Annotated in this window: 20 protein-coding genes; 7 read left to right on the top strand and 13 right to left on the bottom strand. The window is 58.4% G+C overall.

The features are described 5' to 3' along the window. The first annotated feature begins 75 nt into the window (after positions 1-75). The gene (locus BLW50_RS19055) at positions 76-1,116 is read left to right on the top strand and encodes a DUF1176 domain-containing protein (protein ID WP_090705431.1); all 1,041 of its coding nucleotides are present in this window, start codon (positions 76-78) and stop codon (positions 1,114-1,116) included. An 18-nt stretch (positions 1,117-1,134) separates the two neighbouring features. On the opposite strand, the gene BLW50_RS19050 is transcribed toward BLW50_RS19055, so the two are convergent. Next, a complete protein-coding gene (locus tag BLW50_RS19050) occupies positions 1,135-2,031 on the bottom strand; it encodes a LysR family transcriptional regulator (RefSeq protein WP_090709357.1) in 897 nt (298 codons plus the stop codon). Positions 2,032-2,129: 98 nt separating this feature from the next. Here BLW50_RS19050 and BLW50_RS19045 point away from each other — a divergent pair, with 98 nt between their 5' ends. Then, positions 2,130-2,879 carry a sulfite exporter TauE/SafE family protein gene (locus tag BLW50_RS19045; protein ID WP_090705428.1) on the top strand — a complete coding sequence of 250 codons (750 nt, stop codon included), beginning with the start codon at positions 2,130-2,132 and terminating at the stop codon, positions 2,877-2,879. 3 nt (positions 2,880-2,882) lie between these two features. On the opposite strand, the gene BLW50_RS19040 is transcribed toward BLW50_RS19045, so the two are convergent. From BLW50_RS19040 to BLW50_RS19020, 5 genes are all read right to left on the bottom strand, one after another. Continuing rightward, positions 2,883-3,146, bottom strand: coding sequence for a DUF1488 family protein (locus BLW50_RS19040; protein WP_090705425.1), 264 nt, complete (start codon positions 3,144-3,146; stop codon positions 2,883-2,885). 55 nt (positions 3,147-3,201) lie between these two features. Then, positions 3,202-3,594, bottom strand: a complete 393-nt coding sequence (locus BLW50_RS31110; RefSeq protein ID WP_244544316.1) for a hypothetical protein — start codon at positions 3,592-3,594, stop codon at positions 3,202-3,204. Continuing rightward, positions 3,582-3,854: a hypothetical protein gene (locus BLW50_RS19030; RefSeq protein WP_090709354.1), complete on the bottom strand. Its 273-nt coding sequence runs from the start codon at positions 3,852-3,854 to the stop codon at positions 3,582-3,584. The genes BLW50_RS31110 and BLW50_RS19030 overlap by 13 nt, the downstream gene beginning before the upstream one ends. A 120-nt stretch (positions 3,855-3,974) precedes the next feature. Beyond that, positions 3,975-4,184, bottom strand: coding sequence for a cold-shock protein (locus tag BLW50_RS19025; protein ID WP_090705423.1), 210 nt, complete (start codon positions 4,182-4,184; stop codon positions 3,975-3,977). A gap of 201 nt (positions 4,185-4,385) precedes the next feature. After that, positions 4,386-5,348, bottom strand: coding sequence for a beta-1,6-N-acetylglucosaminyltransferase (locus BLW50_RS19020; RefSeq protein ID WP_090705421.1), 963 nt, complete (start codon positions 5,346-5,348; stop codon positions 4,386-4,388). 379 nt (positions 5,349-5,727) lie between these two features. On the opposite strand from BLW50_RS19020, the gene BLW50_RS19015 reads away from it, so the two are divergent. Next, on the top strand, positions 5,728-6,081 hold the full coding sequence (locus tag BLW50_RS19015) for a hypothetical protein (protein WP_090705419.1): 354 nt from the start codon (positions 5,728-5,730) through the stop codon (positions 6,079-6,081). 820 nt (positions 6,082-6,901) lie between these two features. Here the strand turns inward: BLW50_RS19015 and ppk2 are convergent. From ppk2 to BLW50_RS18995, 4 genes are read right to left on the bottom strand one after another with little or no spacing between them, the layout of a single operon-like run. After that, the gene (gene ppk2, locus BLW50_RS19010; RefSeq protein ID WP_090705417.1) at positions 6,902-7,807 is read right to left on the bottom strand and encodes a polyphosphate kinase 2; all 906 of its coding nucleotides are present in this window, start codon (positions 7,805-7,807) and stop codon (positions 6,902-6,904) included. A 42-nt stretch (positions 7,808-7,849) separates the two neighbouring features. Then, positions 7,850-9,064 (bottom strand): acetate/propionate family kinase, encoded by a 1,215-nt coding sequence (locus tag BLW50_RS19005; RefSeq protein WP_090705415.1) that lies wholly within the window; start codon positions 9,062-9,064, stop codon positions 7,850-7,852. A gap of 7 nt (positions 9,065-9,071) precedes the next feature. Beyond that, positions 9,072-10,499, bottom strand: a complete 1,428-nt coding sequence (locus tag BLW50_RS19000; protein WP_090705413.1) for a bifunctional enoyl-CoA hydratase/phosphate acetyltransferase — start codon at positions 10,497-10,499, stop codon at positions 9,072-9,074. Positions 10,500-10,536: 37 nt separating this feature from the next. Beyond that, positions 10,537-12,816 carry a DUF3141 domain-containing protein gene (locus tag BLW50_RS18995; RefSeq protein ID WP_170850247.1) on the bottom strand — a complete coding sequence of 760 codons (2,280 nt, stop codon included), beginning with the start codon at positions 12,814-12,816 and terminating at the stop codon, positions 10,537-10,539. A 269-nt stretch (positions 12,817-13,085) separates the two neighbouring features. Here BLW50_RS18995 and BLW50_RS18990 point away from each other — a divergent pair, with 269 nt between their 5' ends. Together BLW50_RS18990 and BLW50_RS18985 are read left to right on the top strand one after the other, a co-directional pair. Then, a complete protein-coding gene (locus BLW50_RS18990; protein WP_090705409.1) occupies positions 13,086-13,946 on the top strand; it encodes a 3-hydroxybutyryl-CoA dehydrogenase in 861 nt (286 codons plus the stop codon). A 167-nt stretch (positions 13,947-14,113) separates the two neighbouring features. Continuing rightward, positions 14,114-14,773, top strand: a complete 660-nt coding sequence (locus BLW50_RS18985) for an alpha/beta hydrolase family protein (protein WP_090705407.1) — start codon at positions 14,114-14,116, stop codon at positions 14,771-14,773. Between the two features lie 58 nt (positions 14,774-14,831). On the opposite strand, the gene BLW50_RS18980 is transcribed toward BLW50_RS18985, so the two are convergent. The 3 genes from BLW50_RS18980 to BLW50_RS30845 all read right to left on the bottom strand — a co-directional run bounded on the left by BLW50_RS18980 (position 14,832) and on the right by BLW50_RS30845 (position 16,802). Beyond that, positions 14,832-15,350: a hypothetical protein gene (locus BLW50_RS18980; RefSeq protein ID WP_139267680.1), complete on the bottom strand. Its 519-nt coding sequence runs from the start codon at positions 15,348-15,350 to the stop codon at positions 14,832-14,834. Between the two features lie 421 nt (positions 15,351-15,771). Continuing rightward, entirely contained in the window at positions 15,772-16,266 is a 495-nt protein-coding gene (locus BLW50_RS30850) for a hypothetical protein (protein ID WP_210186099.1), read from the bottom strand. Positions 16,267-16,346: 80 nt separating this feature from the next. Further along, positions 16,347-16,802 (bottom strand): hypothetical protein, encoded by a 456-nt coding sequence (locus tag BLW50_RS30845; RefSeq protein ID WP_210186098.1) that lies wholly within the window; start codon positions 16,800-16,802, stop codon positions 16,347-16,349. Positions 16,803-17,009: 207 nt separating this feature from the next. Between BLW50_RS30845 and BLW50_RS18960 the strand changes: the two genes are divergently transcribed. Together BLW50_RS18960 and BLW50_RS18955 are read left to right on the top strand one after the other, a co-directional pair. Further along, positions 17,010-18,752, top strand: coding sequence for a DUF4118 domain-containing protein (locus tag BLW50_RS18960; RefSeq protein ID WP_090705401.1), 1,743 nt, complete (start codon positions 17,010-17,012; stop codon positions 18,750-18,752). Further along, complete coding sequence (locus BLW50_RS18955; protein WP_090705398.1) at positions 18,749-19,456, top strand: response regulator; 708 nt, start codon at positions 18,749-18,751, stop codon at positions 19,454-19,456. Before BLW50_RS18960 ends, BLW50_RS18955 begins: the two co-directional genes overlap by 4 nt. Positions 19,457-19,504 lie beyond the last annotated feature (48 nt).

Raw genomic sequence — 19,504 nt, 5'->3', positions numbered from 1 at the left:
TGCTATCGGACGCTGACTGGCTTGGCCGAGCGCTGCGCGCTATCCTGAAACGGTCACGCTGAGCGGGGAAATGCGATGCATTGGATCAAAATTTTGTCGCTGCTGGTGCCGGCGGCCATCGCTGCGCCGGAACCGATTCAATCTTACGATACCTACAAATCCTGGTTCGTCGCTTGCGACAACGGGTTGAGCTGCGTCGCCAAAGGTTATGCGGAAGGCGCCAAACGGGCCGAGATGAGCATCGAACGCGCGGCCGGGCCGGAGGGAACGATCTCCGCCAAGATCAGCGCCGAGAACAAGTTCAACCTCGGCGATGTGCGGCTGGACGGCAAAGCGGTGGAGCTCAACCCGCAGGATTGGACACTCGATGGCGCCGACGAAGAGTATTCGATGTCGACCGATCGTCTGCCGGCGATCCGTGCGCTCGTCGCCCAGTTACGCAACGGCTCCAAACTGACCCTCGCTGAAGGCGCCGAAGTGCCTCTCGATGGCTTCGCGGCGGCGCTAGTGCGGTTGGACGAACGGCAGGGACGTTTGGGCGGCGTCACCGCGCTCGCCAAGCCCGGCGCGACGCCGGCTTCTCGTGTGCCGCAGCCGCCAGCATTGCCACACATTCCCAATCGTCCGATCACTTTCACCCTTACGCCAGACGAGGCGCAGCGTCTGATCACCACCGTTCGCGAGGGACAACAGGCGGTCATGAAGAAGGAAGACTGCGACGCCGAAGTAACTGCGATGAAGCCCGAGGCATATGCGCTGGATGGTGAGCGGGCGCTGGTGTTCATTCCCTGCATCATGGGCGCCTACCAAGGCTCCTCCGTTGCGTTTCTGGCGCAACGGAGCAACGGAGCGGCTGAACAGGTGATCGCACCGCTTGCCTATTCCGGGAACAGCGCCGATCACAGCGGCGTCGATATGTTCACCGAAGGGGATTTCGATCCCAAGACAGGCATGCTCTCCATGGCGGCAAGAGGCCGGGGCCTTGCTGATTGCGGCACGTCTGCAAGCTGGATCTGGGACGGCAAGGCGTTCCAGCTGACCTCGCACTATTTGCAAATCGCCTGTGGCGGCCTTTCTCCGGGGGATTGGCCGACGCTCTTTCGTTCGATTCAATAGCCGCGACGGGCGCTCGCTTTAGCGGGCCTGCGGCTCGCCTGTCGCCAGATGCGTGAAGAGATCGCGCGCCGGCACGGTCAGGTCCTTTTCATCGCGCACGCAGACCGACAACTGCCGTCTGGCCCAGGCATCGGTCAGGCGAACGGTTGCAATCGGCATGGCGTGGGCGCAACGGCGCGCCGCTGTCTCGGGCACGATGCCAAGACCAACGCCGTCGGCCACCAGGCGGCAGAGACCTTCGAAGGTCCGCATGCGGATCCGCATTTTCAGCTTTGCGCCCGTTCGCGCCGCCTGTGCCTCGATGTGATCTTGTAGGGCGCCGCCGGCCAGGCCGACAAAATATTGAGGCAGGATATCGGCGAAAGCGACTTGCCTCAGCCCCGCGATGTCGTGGTTGCGCGGCGCCACCGCGATCAATTGATCGATCGCGAAGGGGCGTAGAACCAAGCCATGCGTTTCGACGGCATCGGACAGAATGCCGATCTCCACCAACCCCGCCGCTACGGCTTTGGCGATTTCGATGCTCTGCCGTTCCATCATCTCCACATTGACATGCGGGTGCTCCGCCATCCACGCACCAAGCCGTTCGGGCAGGAATTCGGTCGTAGCGGCGGTATTCGCGGCGAGCCGTATGGTTGTCCGAATGCCCTTGGCATGTTCGCCAAGCTCACCACGCATCTCAGCCATCTGCCGCTGGATCAATCGCGCGTGATGCGCCAGCGCTTCGCCGGCCTGCGTCGGGACAACGCCACGGCGGCCGCGTTCCAACAGTTTGACCTCGCCGGTTGTTTCCATGTCGCGCAGCCGTTCGCTTGCCGCCGGTAGCGACAAGCCGACATGCTCAGCCCCGTGCGTGATGCTGCCGGCATCCACCACGGCGAGAAAGAGGCGCAGGTCGATCAGGTCAAAGCGCATGGCCGCGAGATTATCCGATGGCAAGCCTTCGGGCCAGCCGAAGCCAGCCTGCGGATCATCCGCATTGTCCATTTTGGCTGGTCCATTATGCCGATCGCATGATGGACATTTCGACAGGGCTTCTCGCGGCGGCGGCCGTGACATTCTTTGCCGCCGGGATCGTCAAGGGCGTCACCGGCATGGGCTTGCCGACCGTGGCCATGGGCGTGCTTGGCGCATTGATTTCGCCGCTGGCCGCCGCCAGCCTGCTGATCGTTCCCTCCTTCGTCACCAATGTCTGGCAGCTGTTCGCCGGACCCAGCGTTTTCCGGCTCGTGCGCCGGCTCTGGCTGATGATGTTGGCGATTGTCGTTGGAACAGTTGTTGGCGCCTCGTTGCTGACCAGCGGCAATACACAACTCACAACAATTGCACTGGGTGGCGCTTTGATCGTCTATGCCGCTTATACGCTTGTGGCGCGTCAGCTATATGTGCCGGCGCCGTGGGAAACTTGGCTGTCGCCGCTCATCGGTGGGATCACCGGCCTGGTTACGGGCGGCACCGGCGTTTTCGTCATCCCCGCGGTGCCTTATCTCCAGTCGCTCGGCCTTGAAAAGGAAGATCTGATCCAGGCGCTGGGCCTGTCATTCACGGTCTCCACGATTGCGCTCGCCTTTGGGCTCGCCGGACGCGGCGCCTTTCAGATGGATAACCTGATCCTTTCGACGCTGGCGATTGCTCCTGCGCTGGCGGGCATGTGGGTCGGGCAGATCGCCCGCCGCCGCATCAGCCCTCAGACCTTTCGCCGCTGGTTCTTGATCTGTCTGTTGCTCCTGGGCGCGGAAATGGTGGTCAGGCCGCTGTTGTGATCTCTATCGGAAATTAACGGCTTTCAGCATGTAGAAGCCACGATGGCCATTGGTATAGGCCGCCCGCGCCGCGTCTTGGACCGAGGAGCGCGCCGCATCGAAGGCCTTGAGGCATTCAGCTTCGGACGACGCTCTGTTGCCAGACTTGGCCAGCGCATCGATCGCGACATAGAACGGGACCTCGAAAAGCCCGTCGTGAGCCGTGAAGCGGATCGCGTTCCGCGCCTGGTCGAAGCTTCGGCTGGGGTTAGGAAAGGTCAATGTCATGATTGGCCTGCTGTGGTTGTAGAGGAACGGACGGCAGCGCGATGTGCCCGCTTCATCATGATCGTTTGCGTTTGATAGCGGCTGAAAGAGATATCTTGGCGAGATCCAATTTCTCGCTCTCGTGATCGTCATGCTTGTCCGATTGCTCGTGGTCGAACGTTCCTGTGATGAAAACACTATCGCTCTCAGATTGCGGCTTACGGACTGGCTCGAGGCTGTCTTGGTTGGCCACCCGCTCATGGGGTTCTTCGTCGTTCCGGATGCGGTACTGCAGCAAATTGCCTTCTGGCGGGAGGGTTCGGGTGATCTTGTAAATGCCTGAGGACTTCGAGGCGGGCGTCATGAACTCGGGCTTCAGTCGAACGCTCTGTCCAACGATAAAGAGATGGCTTGCCGTGTCGCCTCGGGGCAAGAGGGTGTTGCGTTGCCGGATGGTTATAGCGGGCATGATGTCTTGCGATCCTTTTCAAGTGCGGCGTCGAGATACGCCGGGCTGATGGGCACCATCTGTTGTGTGGAGCCGTGCAAAGCGATTGCCGGCAAGTGGATGAAACTGCCAATGCGTCTCCAGGCGAGCCGGGAGACACCATCGATCAACTCTTCATCGTGGTCGACGCGATATTCCCCGGCTGGTTGGAGAGTGTCGAAGCCGGGCAACGCGAAGGGCAATGAAAAACAAACGACGGTTTGTAGGGTTCGGCTGGTCATGGCGGCGAGACTCCGCAGGAGCACGCGAACGCGGTTCCTGCATCATGTCCATGAAGTCAAAACAATTCAGGCAAAAGCGATTAAATGAGAGCGATTCGAATGTCGCTTGTGCGTCGTTCCTTACGCAGCTTGAAGATTCTGAGCTGCGATCTTGCCATTTTTGCTATCTTTCACGACATCAAACTGGACTTTCTGACCCTTGGCGAGGGCTGACATGCCGGCGCGTTCCACGGCGGAGATGTGGACAAAGATATCCGTTCCGCCGCTGTCGGGCTGAATGAAGCCAAAGCCTTTGCCCGAATCGAAGAACTTAACAGTTCCCGTTGTCATAGCGATTTCCTCAATTGATCATAGAGCACGTCCTTGCCATCGCCGGCAAAGAGCGAGATCGACTTTGAGAGGGAAATCGTGAGAGAGCTGGGGCGCTCACATAATTCAGCAGGCAAGATCGACTTGCCTCGCCACAATAGCCCAGTTTTGCGGTCAAAGTAAGATGGTGCCAAGATAATTCCAAGCCGCAGCAACTGGACGTTAGTGGACCGCTTCCTTGACTGTGTGACGGTCTTGAGCTGCCTGCAACAGTGGGCGTTCCCCTTTCAAGCTTGCATACGCCCCCACAGCGCTAACGTTCTCAGTGAGCTCTCCTTCTAATTCTTCGTCAGATGGCACTCGAATATGTCTTTCGAGAAGGCCGAGAATGGCGTCATCGACATCGCTATCGAACTTGCGCGCAAAAAGATTATGGCTTGCAATCAGATGCTTGGCATCTTCGATCGTGAATGTTCGCGGCCGCAGTTTGATATCTCCATCTGGTATCCAGTCGATGGAACGCAGATCATCGCTGATGATTGGGCCATGTGCGGTCGTATTCATCATGACGGTCTGGAAGAAACCTTCGTCGGCAATGAATGTGTTGCGATAGAAGGCTTTGTAACGATCCACGTCAGGGTCGTGGCAGACGAATTCGCAGAAGGAGCGACTGACAATCATCCACTGATTGCCGATATAGGGCGTTACGCCTGACAAGAAGCTGCGCTGCACGGATGTCCGATGAATGCGGTCGGGAAGTTCAATCACATATTCCTGTACGCGCATCATCGTTTCGGGCCGCACTTTCTGCTGGTCGAGGATCTTGATGAATTCACTCCCCTTGTGACGCGCCAGGTAGTCGGCGATGTAAGCTTGGCTTTTAATCGGAAAATCCTGGCCGCTGAGGTTGATGAAGTGGCTCCATTTGGAACTCATCTTCAATAAATGGGCCATCCCACGCAGCTCCGCATCGACCAGGCTGTATCCGCCCCAGGCCGCTCGCTCTGATGGCAGAATTTCTGCGTTCGGATAGGCCGTCAGAAACGCGTCGATATCGTCTTCCAATGTGGTGCCGGATTTCCGATCAACGTGAATGACATAGATGTTTTCTGGATCATAGATTGCCTTGAACATGCGCTTGAATTGGTCGGGAAAGCGATGAACCAAGATAAAATAGGCAATCATGAGTGATCCTTTGGATTCAAAAGTGGCGATCTGAAAGGACGCTCTCCAGTAGAAGAGCGACAAATATCGATGACGCGAACGCGATCATCCGCGCCGCGAGATCAACTTAGCTATTGAAGAGGGAGAAGCTGAACCGCACAGGTGGCGGCTATTTCAGCGGAGGATAGAACCCCAATATGGGGGGTGGGCGCTGCTTTTGTTAGATTGCAGGTGCAACTCATCGATCAATCGTTGCTGATAAGCAATAGCAATGCATCTGTTTTGATGAAGCGTCGACGTCTCGCCAAGGCGAAGAGTAGATATATTCGGAGCATCACAAGGAAACCGTGCTACGTTCGCTCACCGGATTTCTGAAGTCCGGTTTGAGAAAGATAATCCCATGCAAATTCCAGCAGAGACTAAGCCGGCCGTCTATGGCGCGTTCGGCGGAGCGATAGTGCTCGCGATCGTCGGCTTTAGTTGGGCGGGTTGGGTCACGGGCGCCACGGCTGAGCAAACGGCTAAATTACGATCGAATGCCGCTGTCATTGCAGCATTGTCGCCAATCTGCGTTCAGAAGTTCCAGCAAGAAGCCAATGCGAACGATCGTCTAGTGGAGTTGAAGAAAGTCAGCTCCTGGCAGCAGGGAGATTTCATCTCGAAAGGCGGATGGGCAACCATGCCTGGAAGCACCGCGCCCAATTTGGATGTCGCCAAGGCCTGTGCGGTGACGTTGAACGAAGCTAAAACCTGAACTGCAAAGCTGTTCGCTTAAGGGCATTGGTCTATTTTAAAACCAGGTCATCAGTGTGGGCAGCGGGGCTGCCTGCATATGCCTGTGCCTCAGGAAAAAGAGACCGAAAATTATAGAGAGCTCGTCTGGCTACGCCTCTCGCGTTTCGCGAAAGGCGCGTTCTAGCGCAGTGATCGCGCAATCCGTCTATTTTTGGCGGACGACAAGGCCCTTTCCCAATCGCCACAGCTTTCCAAGAAGCGTCTCAGGCGGCGCAGGATCGTTGCGCCGCTCATGTGGCGTTCGGTAATTTGTTCCAAGGATCTTTTTCTTATCCTCTTCAGATAGCTCGGCCATAGCGAATGCTCCCTCTATCGGATGTACGAGGCGCAAAACTCGATCTTTAGATGCGTGGTGTGGAGTTAGGAAACGCAGATCAAAGAAAGTCGCGACCAGCGTTCACAGCGAAACAAAACGACATACTGCTTGGGCTCGATCAGGCAGTGGGCGATATCGACCGCCTTTTGCTCATTCGCCCAAGATCGCGCCGTTGCATAGGTTCGAAATCGAGGCGATCTCAAAAGGCGCGCAATGCGCAAGGAAGCGTCGATCGTTGCGACGGAATACATAATGATCCTTGCGCCGGATCCGAGCCATATCGGCGCCAAGGTCCCCAAATGGGGACTTTGGCCATGTCCGCAATCCTTACGAAGACCCGCACTATGCGCTTCTATAGGAATTCGTCCAGCTTATTCGAGCGACACGGGGACTAAGACGTCGGTCTGCCCTTCGGACAAACGCCAATTGCCAGTGCCCAGCAGGCTCTACTCAGCCCAAGCTCTCAATAGATGTCGGGCACGTACAAATCCTCTGGCACCGGCTTGCGGTGATAATCCACGTGCCGGACGCGCTGCGGCAGTTCGATCTCCGCCTTCGGCACATCCTGATAGGGAATCTGGCCCAGCAGATGCGCGATGCAATTGAGCCGCGCCTTCTTCTTGTCAATGGCTTGCACCACCCACCACGGCGCATGCGATGTGTGCGTGCGCTCAAGCATGTCTTCCTTGGCGTGGGTATAATCTTCCCAGTGCACGCGGCTTTCCAGATCCATCGGCGAGAGCTTCCACTGCTTCAGCGGGTCCTCGATGCGCATGCGGAAGCGGAACTCCTGTTCCTCGTCGGTGATCGAGAACCAGTATTTGATCAGGATGATGCCCGAGCGCACCAGCATGTGCTCGAATTCGGGGACGGAACGGAAGAATTCCTCAAGTTCCTCGGGCGAGCAAAAGCCCATGACCCGCTCGACGCCGGCGCGATTGTACCAGCTGCGGTCGAAAAGCACCATTTCGCCAGCCGTCGGCAGATGCGGAACATAACGCTGGAAATACCATTGATTGCGTTCGCGCTCGGTTGGTGCCGGCAACGCCACGACGCGACAGATGCGCGGGTTCAGGCGCTGCGTGACACGCTTGATCGCGCCGCCCTTGCCAGCGGAATCGCGGCCTTCGAAGAGCACCACGACCTTGAGTTTCTTGTACTGAATCCAATCCTGGAGCCGGACCAGCTCATGTTGGAGCCGGAAAAGCTCGCGGAAATAGATCTTGCGGTCGAGCGTTTCCGCGTGCGGTCCCAGCATGCCATCCGCGACCATCTCATCCAGCCGATCCTCATCAAGCTGCATTTCCAGCTCTTCATCGAAACTATCGGCGATCTCGGCTTTGATACGGTCCAGATTATCAATGGTCATAAAGACGGTCCTATTGGAGTGGAGGGCTATGGAAAGCGGGAATCAGGCATAGGCGTCGCTGCGTCGCGTCGAGGCCTGCTGCGCCAGAAGCTGCCAGGCCGTGTGCCGCGCGATCATCAGCTCTTCATTGGTGCGGATGATAAAGGCTCTGACCCTGGAGCGCTGCGAGGAAATTACCTCGGCACTTTCGCGGTTGCGGTCGGGATCGAGTTCTATCCCGATCCATTCCATGGCTTCGAGCGCACATTCGCGCACCAGCCGCGAATTCTCGCCGATGCCGCCGCAAAAGACAATGGCGTCGAGCCCACCGAGCACCGCCGCCATCGCACCAATCTCGCGGCGAACACGGAAGACAAAATAGTCGATCGCCTGTTTCGCATGCGGATGGTCGGAAGCTTCGAGATCACGCATGTCGTTGGAAATGCCGGACAGACCCTTGAGGCCGGAAGATTTGTAGAGCAGATCCGAGATCGCCCGCACATCCATGCCCTTCTGGTCCATCAGGTAGAGCAGAACACCCGGATCGATCTGCCCCGGTCGGGTTCCCATCGGCAAACCGTCGAGGGCGGAAAAGCCCATGGTCGAGGCCACTGAATTGCCGTTGCGGATCGCGCACATCGAGGCGCCGGAGCCGAGATGACAGATGATCACCCGGCCCTTGGCATGGAAAGGCGCGATCTCGGCAAGCTTGCCGGTGACATATTCATAGGACAGGCCATGGAAACCGTACCGGCGCACGCCTTCATCGTAATAGGAGCGCGGCAGCGCGAATGTGTCGTTGACGAAGGGATGCGCGCGGTGAAAGGCGGTGTCGAAACAGGCGATCTGCGGCACGCCGGGAAAGGCCGCTTGCGCCGCCCGGATGCCAGACAGATTGTGCGGCTGATGCAGCGGCGCGAGCGGCACGAGTTCCGCCAGTTGCGCCAGGACCAGCTCGTCGACCGGCACCGGCGCTGAATGAACCATGCCGCCGTGAACGATGCGGTGGCCGACGGCCGCAATCCGCGCCGCCGGATAGTGATCGGCGACAGCGTTGAGCACCAGCTGCAAGGCGCCGCCATGGTCATCGATATGACGTTCTCCTTCGAGCGGATAGGAGATGATCTTTTGGCCGTTGCCGTCCTTGAGGGCGAAATGCGCATTGGTGCCGAGCCCGTCGATCATGCCGCCGGCGACGCACTCCAGCGTGTCGGTCGTGAACAGGGCGAATTTAAGCGAAGACGATCCGGCATTGATGGTGAGGATATGCTCCGTCATGCGCCACCTATTCCGCTGCCTGAGCCAACACATCGTCGGCGAGCGGCTCGCCGTGCTGACGCCAGTAATCATAGAGTTGCGCCACGGCGCAGGAGGCGAGGCGGGCTTTGTCGTTGTCGGCGCGCGATGTCAGGATGACCGGGGCTTTCGCGCCGACAACCAGACCGGCCGCCTCAGCCCGGGCGACAAATGTCAGCTGCTTGGCGAGCATGTTGCCGGCTTCGAGATTGGGCACGATCAACACATCGGCATGGCCGGCCACCGAGGAGACGATTCCTTTGGTGCGCGCCGCTTCCGTATCGACCGCATTGTCCATGGCGAGCGGGCCATCGACCAAAGCGCCGGTGATCTGGCCGCGATCGGCCATTTTGGCGAGCGCCGCTGCTTCCAGTGTCGAGGGCATATTGATGTTCACCGTCTCGACCGCGGCGAGAATGCCGACCTTCGGCAGCTTCAGGCCGCAGGCCAGCGCCAGATCGATGGCGTTCTGCACAATGTCGATCTTGGTAGCGAGATCGGGCGCGATATTGATCGCGGCGTCGGAAATGAAGAACAGGCTCGGCCGCGTCGGCGCATCCATCACAAAGACATGGCTGATGCGCCGCGACCCGCGCAGGCCGCCGTCTTTCTTGACAACCTGGCCCAGAAGCTCGTCGGAATGGACATTTCCTTTCATCACCGCGCGGGCTTCGCGTGCATGAACCATGGCGACCGCATGTTTCGCGGCTGCGGAATGATCTTCGATATCGACGAGTTGCAGCGCCGAAATATCGGCTTCGAGACTATCGGCGGCGCGCTGGATGCGCGATCGTGAACCGATCAGAATAGGCTCGATCAGCCCCTCGCGCATGGACAGCAGGGCGCCGCCCAGCGAATTGGCATCGTCTGGAATGACAATGGCGGTGGGCATCGCCGGCAGACGCTTGCAGCGCTCCACCAGCGCGCTGAAATGATCATGTTGATCGAGCAGCAGAAGCGGCAGGTTGCGCTTTTCCTCGATGATCGTGAGGGTCGGCGCTTCGACTTCGGCGATGCCTTCTAGGATCAGCGTGCCGTCGGCCTTCTCGACGCGCGTTTCGAAAAGGGCGTGTGGTCTTTCCCGCTTCTCCAGGCACCGCACCGAGATTCTCAGCCGGTCGCCCAGATGAGCGCGGCCGGGAAACTTGAAGATCTGGCTGTTGTAGAGCGTGCCGGAGCCGGGCAGAACCGTGCCCAGCACCGAGGAAACCAGGGAGCCCACCCAGAGTGACGGCGCGACCGTGTCGCATCTGCCATCATGATTGAGATCGGCGCCGGGCATATGCATCGGATTGGTGTTGCCCGAGGCATGGGCGAAGACATAGAGATCATTGGCCGTGACGGGCCGCTCGATGCTCGCCATTTGCCCGACGACGAGTTCGTCGTAAGTCGTGTTTCGATGCGACAATGCACTCATCGTTTCGCTCCTGTCCGGGCTTGATCGGTCCGAGAGACTAGGCTGCCCGCTCGGCGTCACCAGTCGTCGCGGTGCTTTCCAGGCGGCGACCGAGCATCGCTTCGAATTCGCGATAGAGCGCCAACGCCTGCGGATGCATGGTCTCGACGGGGCCGGCGATCCGCATCACCAGATCAAGCGTCCGTTCCCGTTCCTCGGCCGTGTTCAGCAGTTGCGGCAAGCTGGCTTTGGCGCGCTCCGGCGCGAACCGCACGATCAGGGCTTGCTCATAGATGAGCTTGGCGCGCTTATCCTCGCTCATCGCGGCGAAGGGTTCCTCCGTCGCAAAGAGCTGCAATTCGCGCTCCAGCCGCGAGCGGCGGATATAGCCGCGCGCTTCGGAGAGAAGTTCGAGCATGCGGATCATGCCCTCGGCCTCACCGCCAGTCTCGATATTGGCGAGAGCGCCGCGCACATCCGGCAGCATCAGCAGGTTCTCGGTGCTCGCCTGGGCGCGCCCGGCGATCTCTTGCTGGCCGATCAGCTGCATCGGCAGCGAACCGTAGATCGCGTGAAAAGACAACTCAACCTCCGCGTCGCGGATATCGCGATAGACGTTCAGGCTGTGCTCGATCGTGTCCGACATCAGATGTTCCAGGGCGAGGAACGGATTATCGGCTTTGACCGACTGGCGATGGACGCGGACTTGTTCTGCGAGCGCCTTCACCGGCGCCAGCAAGGGGTTCTTGTCGGAGAGCAGGGAGCGTTCCAGCCGCATGGGTCGCGTGCGAAAGAACAGCTTCGCCGTGTCGTCATTGACCAGGGCGCGGACGAAGGGGCGCAACAGGTTTTCGTAAGCCGTCGCGCCGACCTCCGAGATCCTGGCCACCGCCGCGAACATTTCCTCGTCTTGCCGACCGTCATCGAGCTTCAGGATGTCGTCGACCGAACGCGGCGCGAATTTGATGTGCAGCCGGTCTTCGCCTTGCTCCAATTCCATTTCGTAGAGCCCAGGCGGCAGCGCCTCGATTGCTCGCATCGTATCTGTGATCGCCTCATGCTCGCGCCCGGCGATCTTGGCCGAGACGAAAATGCCGAGATGGCCGATCGAGTCGTGCAGCAGATAGACGATACGTTGGCCGCGCGCCTTGATCTCGCTGACGTCATGAAACGTATCGGCGATCCAGTTCAGGGCTTGCTGCGGCGGCGTGATATTGTCGCCATGCGAGGCGAAGACGACGATCGGAGAGCGGATGGCCTTCAAGTCGATGCGCTCGTCGCCGAAATAGGCCTGGCCATGGGCCAGCCGATTGCCGACAAACAGGTTCTCGACGATCCAGCGGATTTCTTCCTCGTTCATCATGAAGAAGCCGCTCCACCAGCGCTCGAATTCCAGGAAGCGTTCGGTCTCGGTATCGACTTTGGCGTAGAGGGCGTAGAGCTTCTTCCAATAGGTATTGGCTGGATTCAGCGCCTCGAAATTCTGCACCAGCAGCGATCCGTCGAACACCCCGTTGCCGAGATCGGCCATCAGCAGAGCGGGCCAGACGCCGCCGACGCGCCCGCCGGTGTAACGCATCGGATTCTTGCCGGCTGTGCCGCCCCAATAGGCCATCGGCGCGCCGTTGATCGCGATCGGTCCGACTTTGTCGGGATGCGCGGCGGCGAGCAGCATACAACCCCAGCCGCCCTGGCAATTGCCGATGACGACCGGCTTCTCGACATCGGGATGGCGGCGGCGGATCTCGTCGAGGAAGGCGGCTTCGGCCTCGCGCACGTCGGCGAGGGTTTGTCCCGGTTCCGGCCATTGCCGGAAGATGACGAAATAGACCGCATGGCCGTGTTCGAAAGCATCGCCGACCTGGCTCTCCGGCTTGAAGCCGCCAATGCCGGCGCCATGGCCGGCGCGCGGATCGACGATCATGAAGGGCCGGCGTTTGGGATCGATCGAGACGCCGGCGGGCGGCGTGATCACGACGAGCGAATAATTGACCGGCCGTGGCAGCGAACGGCCATCGAGCACCAGTTCATAGTCGAAGTCGAGAACGGGTGGGATATTGCCGTCGCTATGTTCGTTGAAGGCATTGCCGCGTTGGCGCAGGGTATCCAGGACGAGGATCGCGCGTTGCGCCGCATCGGTTGCGTACTCTGCCCAGGCCGCCCACAGGTTCACGTTCGGGGCGAGACTGAACAAGGTCTTCGCTTTGGTGGCGCTATCGTTCAAGAATATCTGCTGCGTGCGTGCGATCGCCTGCGCGTGATGGGCCCACAAGCGCGACAGAACGGCGGCACTCTCGAGATTGGCGGTGACCACGTCATTTACGGTTTTGAAGCTCATTGCTTTTCCAATCATGGCGCAGCCGGCGTTGCCGCCGCTGATCGGCTATCGGTGCATCGGATAACAATGATGAGGAGCCCGATGCGTCCGCATTACGAGGCAATATCGGTGGCTCAAATGACACGGCGATGAAGGGGGCGGCCAAGGCCGCAGGGCCAATGACGGGGCGAATGGCCTGTCATCGACCTGAAAAATGAGCGTGAAAAATGGGTGCTCGCGACAGCTTTGTACCGTATGCAGGCGATGGACCGTTCTCAGAAGGAAATCTCATGTCGACAGACAAATCCCGCATTGGCGTCGTTGGCGCTGGCACCATGGGCAATGGAATTGCGCAACTCTTTGCCGCCGCCGGTCATCCGGTCACCCTGCGGGATCTGAAGCCGGAGTTTCTCGACCGTGGCATGGCGGCGATCTCCGATAGCCTGGGTCGCCTGGTGGCGAAGGAAAAACTGAGCGCTGGGGAGCGTGACGCTGTTCTGGCCCGGATCACGCCGACAACCGAAGCTGCCGCATTGGCCGATTGCGCGGTCGTCGTCGAAGCCGTGGTGGAGAACTACGAAATCAAAGCCGCTCTCATTCGCGAACTCGACACGATCTGCGGGGACAACGCGATTTTCGCCACCAACACGTCGTCGATTTCGGTGACGCGCTTGGCGGCTGCCTCGAAAGATCCTAGCCGCGTCATTGGCATGCATTTCTTCAATCCCGTGCCGCTGATGCAGCTGGTCGAGGTCATCCGCGCTCTGCAGACCAGCGATGCCACCAACGACACGATCGTCAGCCTGACCGAGACGCTGGGCAAGACGGCGCGCGTCTCGAAGGACAGCTACGGCTTCGTGGTCAACCGCGTGCTCGTGCCGATGATCAATGAAGCCATCAATTGCGTGCATGAAGGCGTCGCGACGCCCGAGGATGTCGACGTGATGATGAAGCTTGGTACGAATCAGCCAATGGGTCCGTTGGCGCTTGCCGATCTCATCGGCCTCGATGTCGTGCGCAACATCATGGATACATTGTACAATGGCTTCGACGATCCCAAGTATCGCCCAAGCCCACTGCTGAAGCAGATGTGCGATGCCGGCTATCTGGGCCGCAAGACCGGACGCGGCTTCTTCATTTACACGAAGTAGCATCTCATCTGACGACGGACCGCGCCCAGTTGCGAGATGGGGCGGTCCGGTTGACCGCAAATCATCTGGGTGCTGTCGCCAGCTGGAATGGTGTAGGATTGTGCGGGTGGCCCAAGCGGGCCTCCGATGCGCTAGCTGGTATTCGGGGTAGGTGAGAGACGGGATCGATGACGCATTTTCTGTTCGATGGCCCGCGTGACGCGAAGCTGACCATTCTTCTGGCCCATGGCGCTGGGGCGCCGATGGATTCCGCGGCCCTTAACGCCATAGCGGCGATGCTCGGCGCGGCTGGCTTAAGGATCGCCCGGTTTGAGTTTGGATATATGGCGGCTCGGCGGAGCGCGGCGGCCAAGCGCCCGCCGCCGCGCGCTGAAGCATTGATGTCCGAATATATCGCCGCGATCGATGCGCTCGGTGCAGACGGGCCCCTCGTCATTGGCGGGAAGTCGATGGGCGGCCGCGTCGCCAGCATGATCGCCGATCCGCTTCACGCGTCCCGGCAGATCTCAGGCCTGTTGTGCTTGGGCTATCCTTTTCATCCGATCGACAAGCCGCATCAGTTGCGCACCGCCCATCTCGCCGATCTCAGCACACCGGCGCTGATCGTTCAGGGAACGCGCGATCCTTTCGGTACGCGCGAGGAAGTCGCGACCTATGAACTCTCGAAGGCGATCGAGATTCTCTGGCTTGAGGATGGCGACCATGATCTGAAGCCGCGGAAAGCCATCTCCGGCTTCACCGTCGCCGATCACTTGCGCACGATGACCGATCGCGTCGCGGTTTGGTCGAAGGCTCTCATCGATCAGGGCGGCCGGGAAACGGCATGAAGTCACGCCGTTTCCCAAACCGGGCTAACAACAGCTTAAAATTTAATAGTAGCATCAATCATTTTAGCCCGAACAATGAGCGGTTTCCGTTATAGTTCCCGTTGAAATATCCGATGTTGAGATTTCCGTTGTAGCTACCGCCGTTAAAATTTCCGTTGAAGGATCCAATATTGCCATTTCCGTTATTGGACCCGCTGTTGAAGGATCCATTGAAGGAACCGATGTTATTATTGCCATTGTTGGTTCCGGTATTCCCAAAGCCATTAAATGATCCGATATTGTTGTTGCCACCGTTGAAGAAGCCGATGTCATTATTGCCTGAATTGAAGGCTCCAATATCGTTATTGCCCGTATTGAAGTAGCCAATATCGTTGTTGCCTGAATTGAAGGCGCCGATATCATTGATTCCGGTATTGAGGCTCGACATTCCGCCGCTGCCAAAACTGAACGTTGCGACCACCGGCGCCCGGTAGAATCCACCTGCTTGATGCTGGTGATGGCGTCCGGGTTCTGACTGGGCGGGCGCCGGAAGAGCGAAACACATCATAGCGATCGAAGCAGATACCATCCTGTTCATATGACGCTCCTGTTCTTTGTCTTGATGTGAGCCGCCTAGTTGTTGTTTCCCCTCCCGGAGCCAATCTGATTGTTGCCGTTACCATCGGTGGTGTTCAGGTTGCCATTCCTGTCGCCTACGTTTCCGTTGCCGTTGTGGTTTCCAGAATTACCATTGCCGTTTCCGTTGCCGGTATTTCCATTTCCGTTCCCGTTTCCTCGTCCGCCCGAAGAGGAGTCTGCCGTTGATGCGACGCAGAAAAGAGTTCCTGCGAGAACCATGCATATGTCAGGCTTGGCGTTGGGGCCATTCGCGGAATGGGATGTGATGGTTACGGACGGAGCCGCGCTCAGAACCAGATGGTGCTCGATCGGTGGAAGCATCGGGGGCGCTAGGTACAGGGGCATGTGAGGCTCTCCTAAATTCGATGCATCGTCCTGAACTAATGAAAGAGGAAGGGGTTGCCGTTCCAATTCCCGTTCAAAGCGCCGATATTGCGATTTCCGTTTCCGTTCCCGCCGTTCAGATTTCCATTCCCGGCGCCAATGTTGCCATTGCCATTCCCCGAACCGGTGTTCAGATTTCCGTTGAATGCACCGACGTTGCCGCTGCCATTGTTCTGGCCGGTGTTCCCAAGACCATTGAACGCGCCAATATTCCCTGAGCCGCTATTGAAGGCGCCGACATTGCCTTGACCTGTGTTGAACGCGCCGATGTTTCCATTGGGGCCGACAGCAACGCCCGAGCCATTCCCGTTGCCATTTCCGTTGCCGCTTCCCGCATTCGCGTTGCCGTTGCGGCTACCATTCCACGATCCAATGTTGCCATTGCCGTTTCCGTTTCCATTGCCAACGGCTGCAATCTGGGCGGAAACTAGGGCCGGATGAGCGCCGATTGCGATGCATGCAGCTATGGCGGCATATACAGAAGCTCGCATGTTCGCCTCCACATGATTGACCGATCACTTTAACGTGTCCGGCCGCTCCACCTGCTGAAACGGCCGGCTATCCGTGGAAGCTACGGGAAGTTCCAGTTGCCATTCTTGTTGCCGTTATTGGAACCAAGATTGGCGTTTCCATCGCCGTTGCCGTTCAGAGCGCCGACAAAATTGAAGTTGCCGTTTTGGTTGCCGTTCATGTTGCCCTTATTGGCATTGCCGTTTCCGTTGCCGTTGGCGATACCGAAAATGTTGGCATTGCCATTGAGGTTACCGTTCCCGGACCCCTTATTCATATTGCCGTTCATGTTGCCGTTCAGCGATCCGATGTTGAAATTGCCATTGCCATTGCCGTTCATCGAACCAGCACTAGCATTGCCATTTCCGTTGCCGTTCCCTGAGCCGATATTGCCGTTTCCGTTGCCGTTACCATTGCCGACAGCGGGTGCCGCCGAAGCAATTCCTGCCCCCGCGACGAGCCCGAGCGCCACAATGGTCGTAAGAAGAACTTTTCTCATGAAGGTCTCCTGGTGCATGATCGTGCATGTTCCTGCTCGAAACACAGCCTGATCGTCTTCTGATCGCCGCTCTCATCAGCGACGTAACAATCATCTTCCTGAACCGATGCGGTGTACCAGTCTGATGTTCGGCCTAACTCGAAAAGACTAGACGGCGATCTACGCCGATCATTTTTAGCAATGGAAGTGTGTATGATCTGATCCATTCCGCCATTGGAGCCGACAATGAGCATGGAAAGCTTGAGTGGCCGCAGTAAGCGGGTCTCGCCAAGAACGGCGATGACGGTCCCATCAGCAACGGCCCCTACCGCTCTCCTCTGCGATGAGTTCGATTGCCCGCGTAGAACAGGTTGCGCACTGGCGCGTGTGGATGTTGAAGAAGTTTTGTCGATCCGGCGTCGACTAGGGAAGCCTCAGCCGACACCGGGCCATAATTGGCGAACACGGTCGGACATTCTCTCGATTGCGCTCAGGCACGCTATCGCGCTCGCATTGGTCGGAGTGGCAAGCGTTACCGGGCTCTGGATTATCCGTATCACTGATGTTGGCAGTGTCGCGCTGATCTACCTTCTGCCGGTCGTGATAACAGCGATTGCATTTGGATTAGATGCTTCAATGACCGCGGCGGTGAGTGCGATCGTGGCGTATGATTTGCTGTTTCTTTCGCCGCTTCTGTCTTTCGGCGTCAACGCTCTCGGCGATGCCGTTCGCCTGTTCGTCCTGCTCGCCTTTGCGCTTCTAACGTCAAAACTCGTTTCGGATCTCAAAGCGAAATCCAAAGTTGCGCGTGCGCAAGCCAGGGAAAATGCCGTCCTGGCACGCTTCGCGCGTAAACTGAATTCATTCACCGACGCGTCTCAAGTCGCTGAAGCAGTGGCAGGACAAATTATGGGATGTCTGGGGGTGGAGGTCGCTGTCCTCATACCCCGGCACAATGAAGCGACCTTGATTGTGGGCGCCCCGACAGCCGCCCGACTGAGTGAACCAAACTTAAGCGCCGTCGCACAATACATTGAGGAGTGCGGGCGAGCGGGCGAAAAGACAGTCAATTTCCTGAAGCGGGATTGGCTTTTTTTCCCTCTGAGAACGAGAGATTTCACCTTTGGCGTTGTCGGCCTTGGGCCAACCCAGGTTGGTCAATTGCAGGTCAGCGGCCGCTGCATCGCGGGTGCCATCTGCAATCTGGCGACGGTTGCTCTTGAGCGTCTGCAACTGACCCAGGAGCAGAAACGGATGGCTGAGATTGAGGCGCGGGATCGCGCCCGCTCGGTCCTGCTGGCATCGATAGGCCATGATCTTCGAACGCCCCTCTCGAGCGTGCTTGGCTATATCTTTGAATTAAGGCGCCGCGGTTTGGATGATGTGTCGGCCCATAGCTTGCTCGAAAATCTTGAAGAGGAAGCGATAGGGGTTTCGCGCTTGATCACGAATCTGCTCGAAATGAGCCGGCTCGAAGCCGGCTCCATGCCTGTCAAGATCGAGCCTGTCGACTTGGTCGACGCGGTGGCTGAAGCCCGTTACCGCTCGCGCCGTCAGCTTCGGACGCGCGATGTGTTGTGGAAGGTATCGCCAGATTTGCCTCTTGCCCAGCTTGATCCTGTGCTTCTCCATCATTGCTTGATCAACCTGCTCGACAACGCGACAAAACATGGAGATGCAGGCAGCGCTATCACGATTTTTACCGAGCGACGCGAGCAAGGCGTCCTTGTCGGCGTCAGCAACTATGGGCCTGAGTTGCGACCAGACACCGCAATCCGGCTTACGGAACTATTTTCTGCGCCGGGAGCGGGAGACCGCAGGCCTATGGGAGCAGGGCTCGGCCTGCTGATCGTAAAAGGGTTTGCTGACGTCATGGGCCTTGAGGTTGCTGCCGCCTCCCGTTGTGATGGTGAGAGCGGTTGTACTTTCACCCTGCATATTCCGAACCGTCTCCTTGTCTTAGCGATCGATAGCGAGATGCTCGAATGAAGTTCGGTCTGAAAGCTTTGATCGTCGACGACGACCTGGCGATCAGGCGCTTCCTGCGCTCGACTTTGCGATCCGCGGGCATCGAAGTTCTAGAAGCCCAACGTGCAGCCGAAGTTCTTCGATTGCTGCCCAGTCACCGACTTGACCTTGTCATTCTGGATCTGGGCTTACCCGACAGAGACGGGCAAACCATTATTCCCATCATCCGCAAGGTGAGCGACGCTGTTATCCTGATCCTCTCGGCCCGCGATTCCACGGTCGAGAAAGTGGCGGCGCTTGATGCGGGAGCTGACGACTACGTGACCAAGCCTTTCGACTCCGATGAATTTCTCGCGCGGATGCGTGCTGCAGTCAGAAATCGAGCGGGGAGAACGACCCGACTGGAGAGATTGAGCTTGGGCGACGTCGAATTGGATTTTGCTTCTCATCAAGTTCGGCGCGGCGACGAGCCTGTGCATCTCACCCCAAAGGAATTCGCCCTTCTCGCCGAAATGGCGCGGCATCCAGGCCGGATGCTGACGCATGGACACCTGCTGCAAGCGGTTTGGGGGCCGGCGCATGAACAAGATGCGGTTTATCTCCGCATTGCTGTGCGTGCGTTGAGAAGAAAGCTAGAGCCTGACCCATCGCGGCCATCTTTGATCGTCAATGAACCCGGCGTCGGCTACCGGCTGATCGTGAACGGATCGGACAGCGCCCGCTAGTCCGCTCGCATAAGTCCCTAAAAATTTACGTGCTTTTTACGGGCGGTG

It is taken from the genome of Beijerinckia sp. 28-YEA-48 (assembly GCF_900104955.1).
Classification (GTDB): domain Bacteria; phylum Pseudomonadota; class Alphaproteobacteria; order Rhizobiales; family Beijerinckiaceae; genus Terripilifer.
Note: the sequence above shows the minus strand (reverse complement) of the source record. Positions and strands in the feature narration are given on the sequence as shown.

Bases quoted from the DNA above. Each gene is read 5' to 3' on its own strand.
- BLW50_RS19055 (WP_090705431.1), top strand. From the start codon at position 76: ATGCATTGGATCAAAATTTTGTCGCTGCTGGTGCCGGCGGCCATCGCT.
- BLW50_RS19050 (WP_090709357.1), bottom strand. From the start codon at position 2,031: ATGCGCTTTGACCTGATCGACCTGCGCCTCTTTCTCGCCGTGGTGGAT.
- BLW50_RS19045 (WP_090705428.1), top strand. From the start codon at position 2,130: ATGATGGACATTTCGACAGGGCTTCTCGCGGCGGCGGCCGTGACATTC.
- BLW50_RS19040 (WP_090705425.1), bottom strand. From the start codon at position 3,146: ATGACATTGACCTTTCCTAACCCCAGCCGAAGCTTCGACCAGGCGCGG.
- BLW50_RS31110 (WP_244544316.1), bottom strand. From the start codon at position 3,594: ATGCCCGCTATAACCATCCGGCAACGCAACACCCTCTTGCCCCGAGGC.
- BLW50_RS19030 (WP_090709354.1), bottom strand. From the start codon at position 3,854: ATGACCAGCCGAACCCTACAAACCGTCGTTTGTTTTTCATTGCCCTTC.
- BLW50_RS19025 (WP_090705423.1), bottom strand. From the start codon at position 4,184: ATGACAACGGGAACTGTTAAGTTCTTCGATTCGGGCAAAGGCTTTGGC.
- BLW50_RS19020 (WP_090705421.1), bottom strand. From the start codon at position 5,348: ATGATTGCCTATTTTATCTTGGTTCATCGCTTTCCCGACCAATTCAAG.
- BLW50_RS19015 (WP_090705419.1), top strand. From the start codon at position 5,728: ATGCAAATTCCAGCAGAGACTAAGCCGGCCGTCTATGGCGCGTTCGGC.
- ppk2 (WP_090705417.1), bottom strand. From the start codon at position 7,807: ATGACCATTGATAATCTGGACCGTATCAAAGCCGAGATCGCCGATAGT.
- BLW50_RS19005 (WP_090705415.1), bottom strand. From the start codon at position 9,064: ATGACGGAGCATATCCTCACCATCAATGCCGGATCGTCTTCGCTTAAA.
- BLW50_RS19000 (WP_090705413.1), bottom strand. From the start codon at position 10,499: ATGAGTGCATTGTCGCATCGAAACACGACTTACGACGAACTCGTCGTC.
- BLW50_RS18995 (WP_170850247.1), bottom strand. From the start codon at position 12,816: ATGAGCTTCAAAACCGTAAATGACGTGGTCACCGCCAATCTCGAGAGT.
- BLW50_RS18990 (WP_090705409.1), top strand. From the start codon at position 13,086: ATGTCGACAGACAAATCCCGCATTGGCGTCGTTGGCGCTGGCACCATG.
- BLW50_RS18985 (WP_090705407.1), top strand. From the start codon at position 14,114: ATGACGCATTTTCTGTTCGATGGCCCGCGTGACGCGAAGCTGACCATT.
- BLW50_RS18980 (WP_139267680.1), bottom strand. From the start codon at position 15,350: ATGAACAGGATGGTATCTGCTTCGATCGCTATGATGTGTTTCGCTCTT.
- BLW50_RS30850 (WP_210186099.1), bottom strand. From the start codon at position 16,266: ATGCGAGCTTCTGTATATGCCGCCATAGCTGCATGCATCGCAATCGGC.
- BLW50_RS30845 (WP_210186098.1), bottom strand. From the start codon at position 16,802: ATGCACCAGGAGACCTTCATGAGAAAAGTTCTTCTTACGACCATTGTG.
- BLW50_RS18960 (WP_090705401.1), top strand. From the start codon at position 17,010: ATGAGCATGGAAAGCTTGAGTGGCCGCAGTAAGCGGGTCTCGCCAAGA.
- BLW50_RS18955 (WP_090705398.1), top strand. From the start codon at position 18,749: ATGAAGTTCGGTCTGAAAGCTTTGATCGTCGACGACGACCTGGCGATC.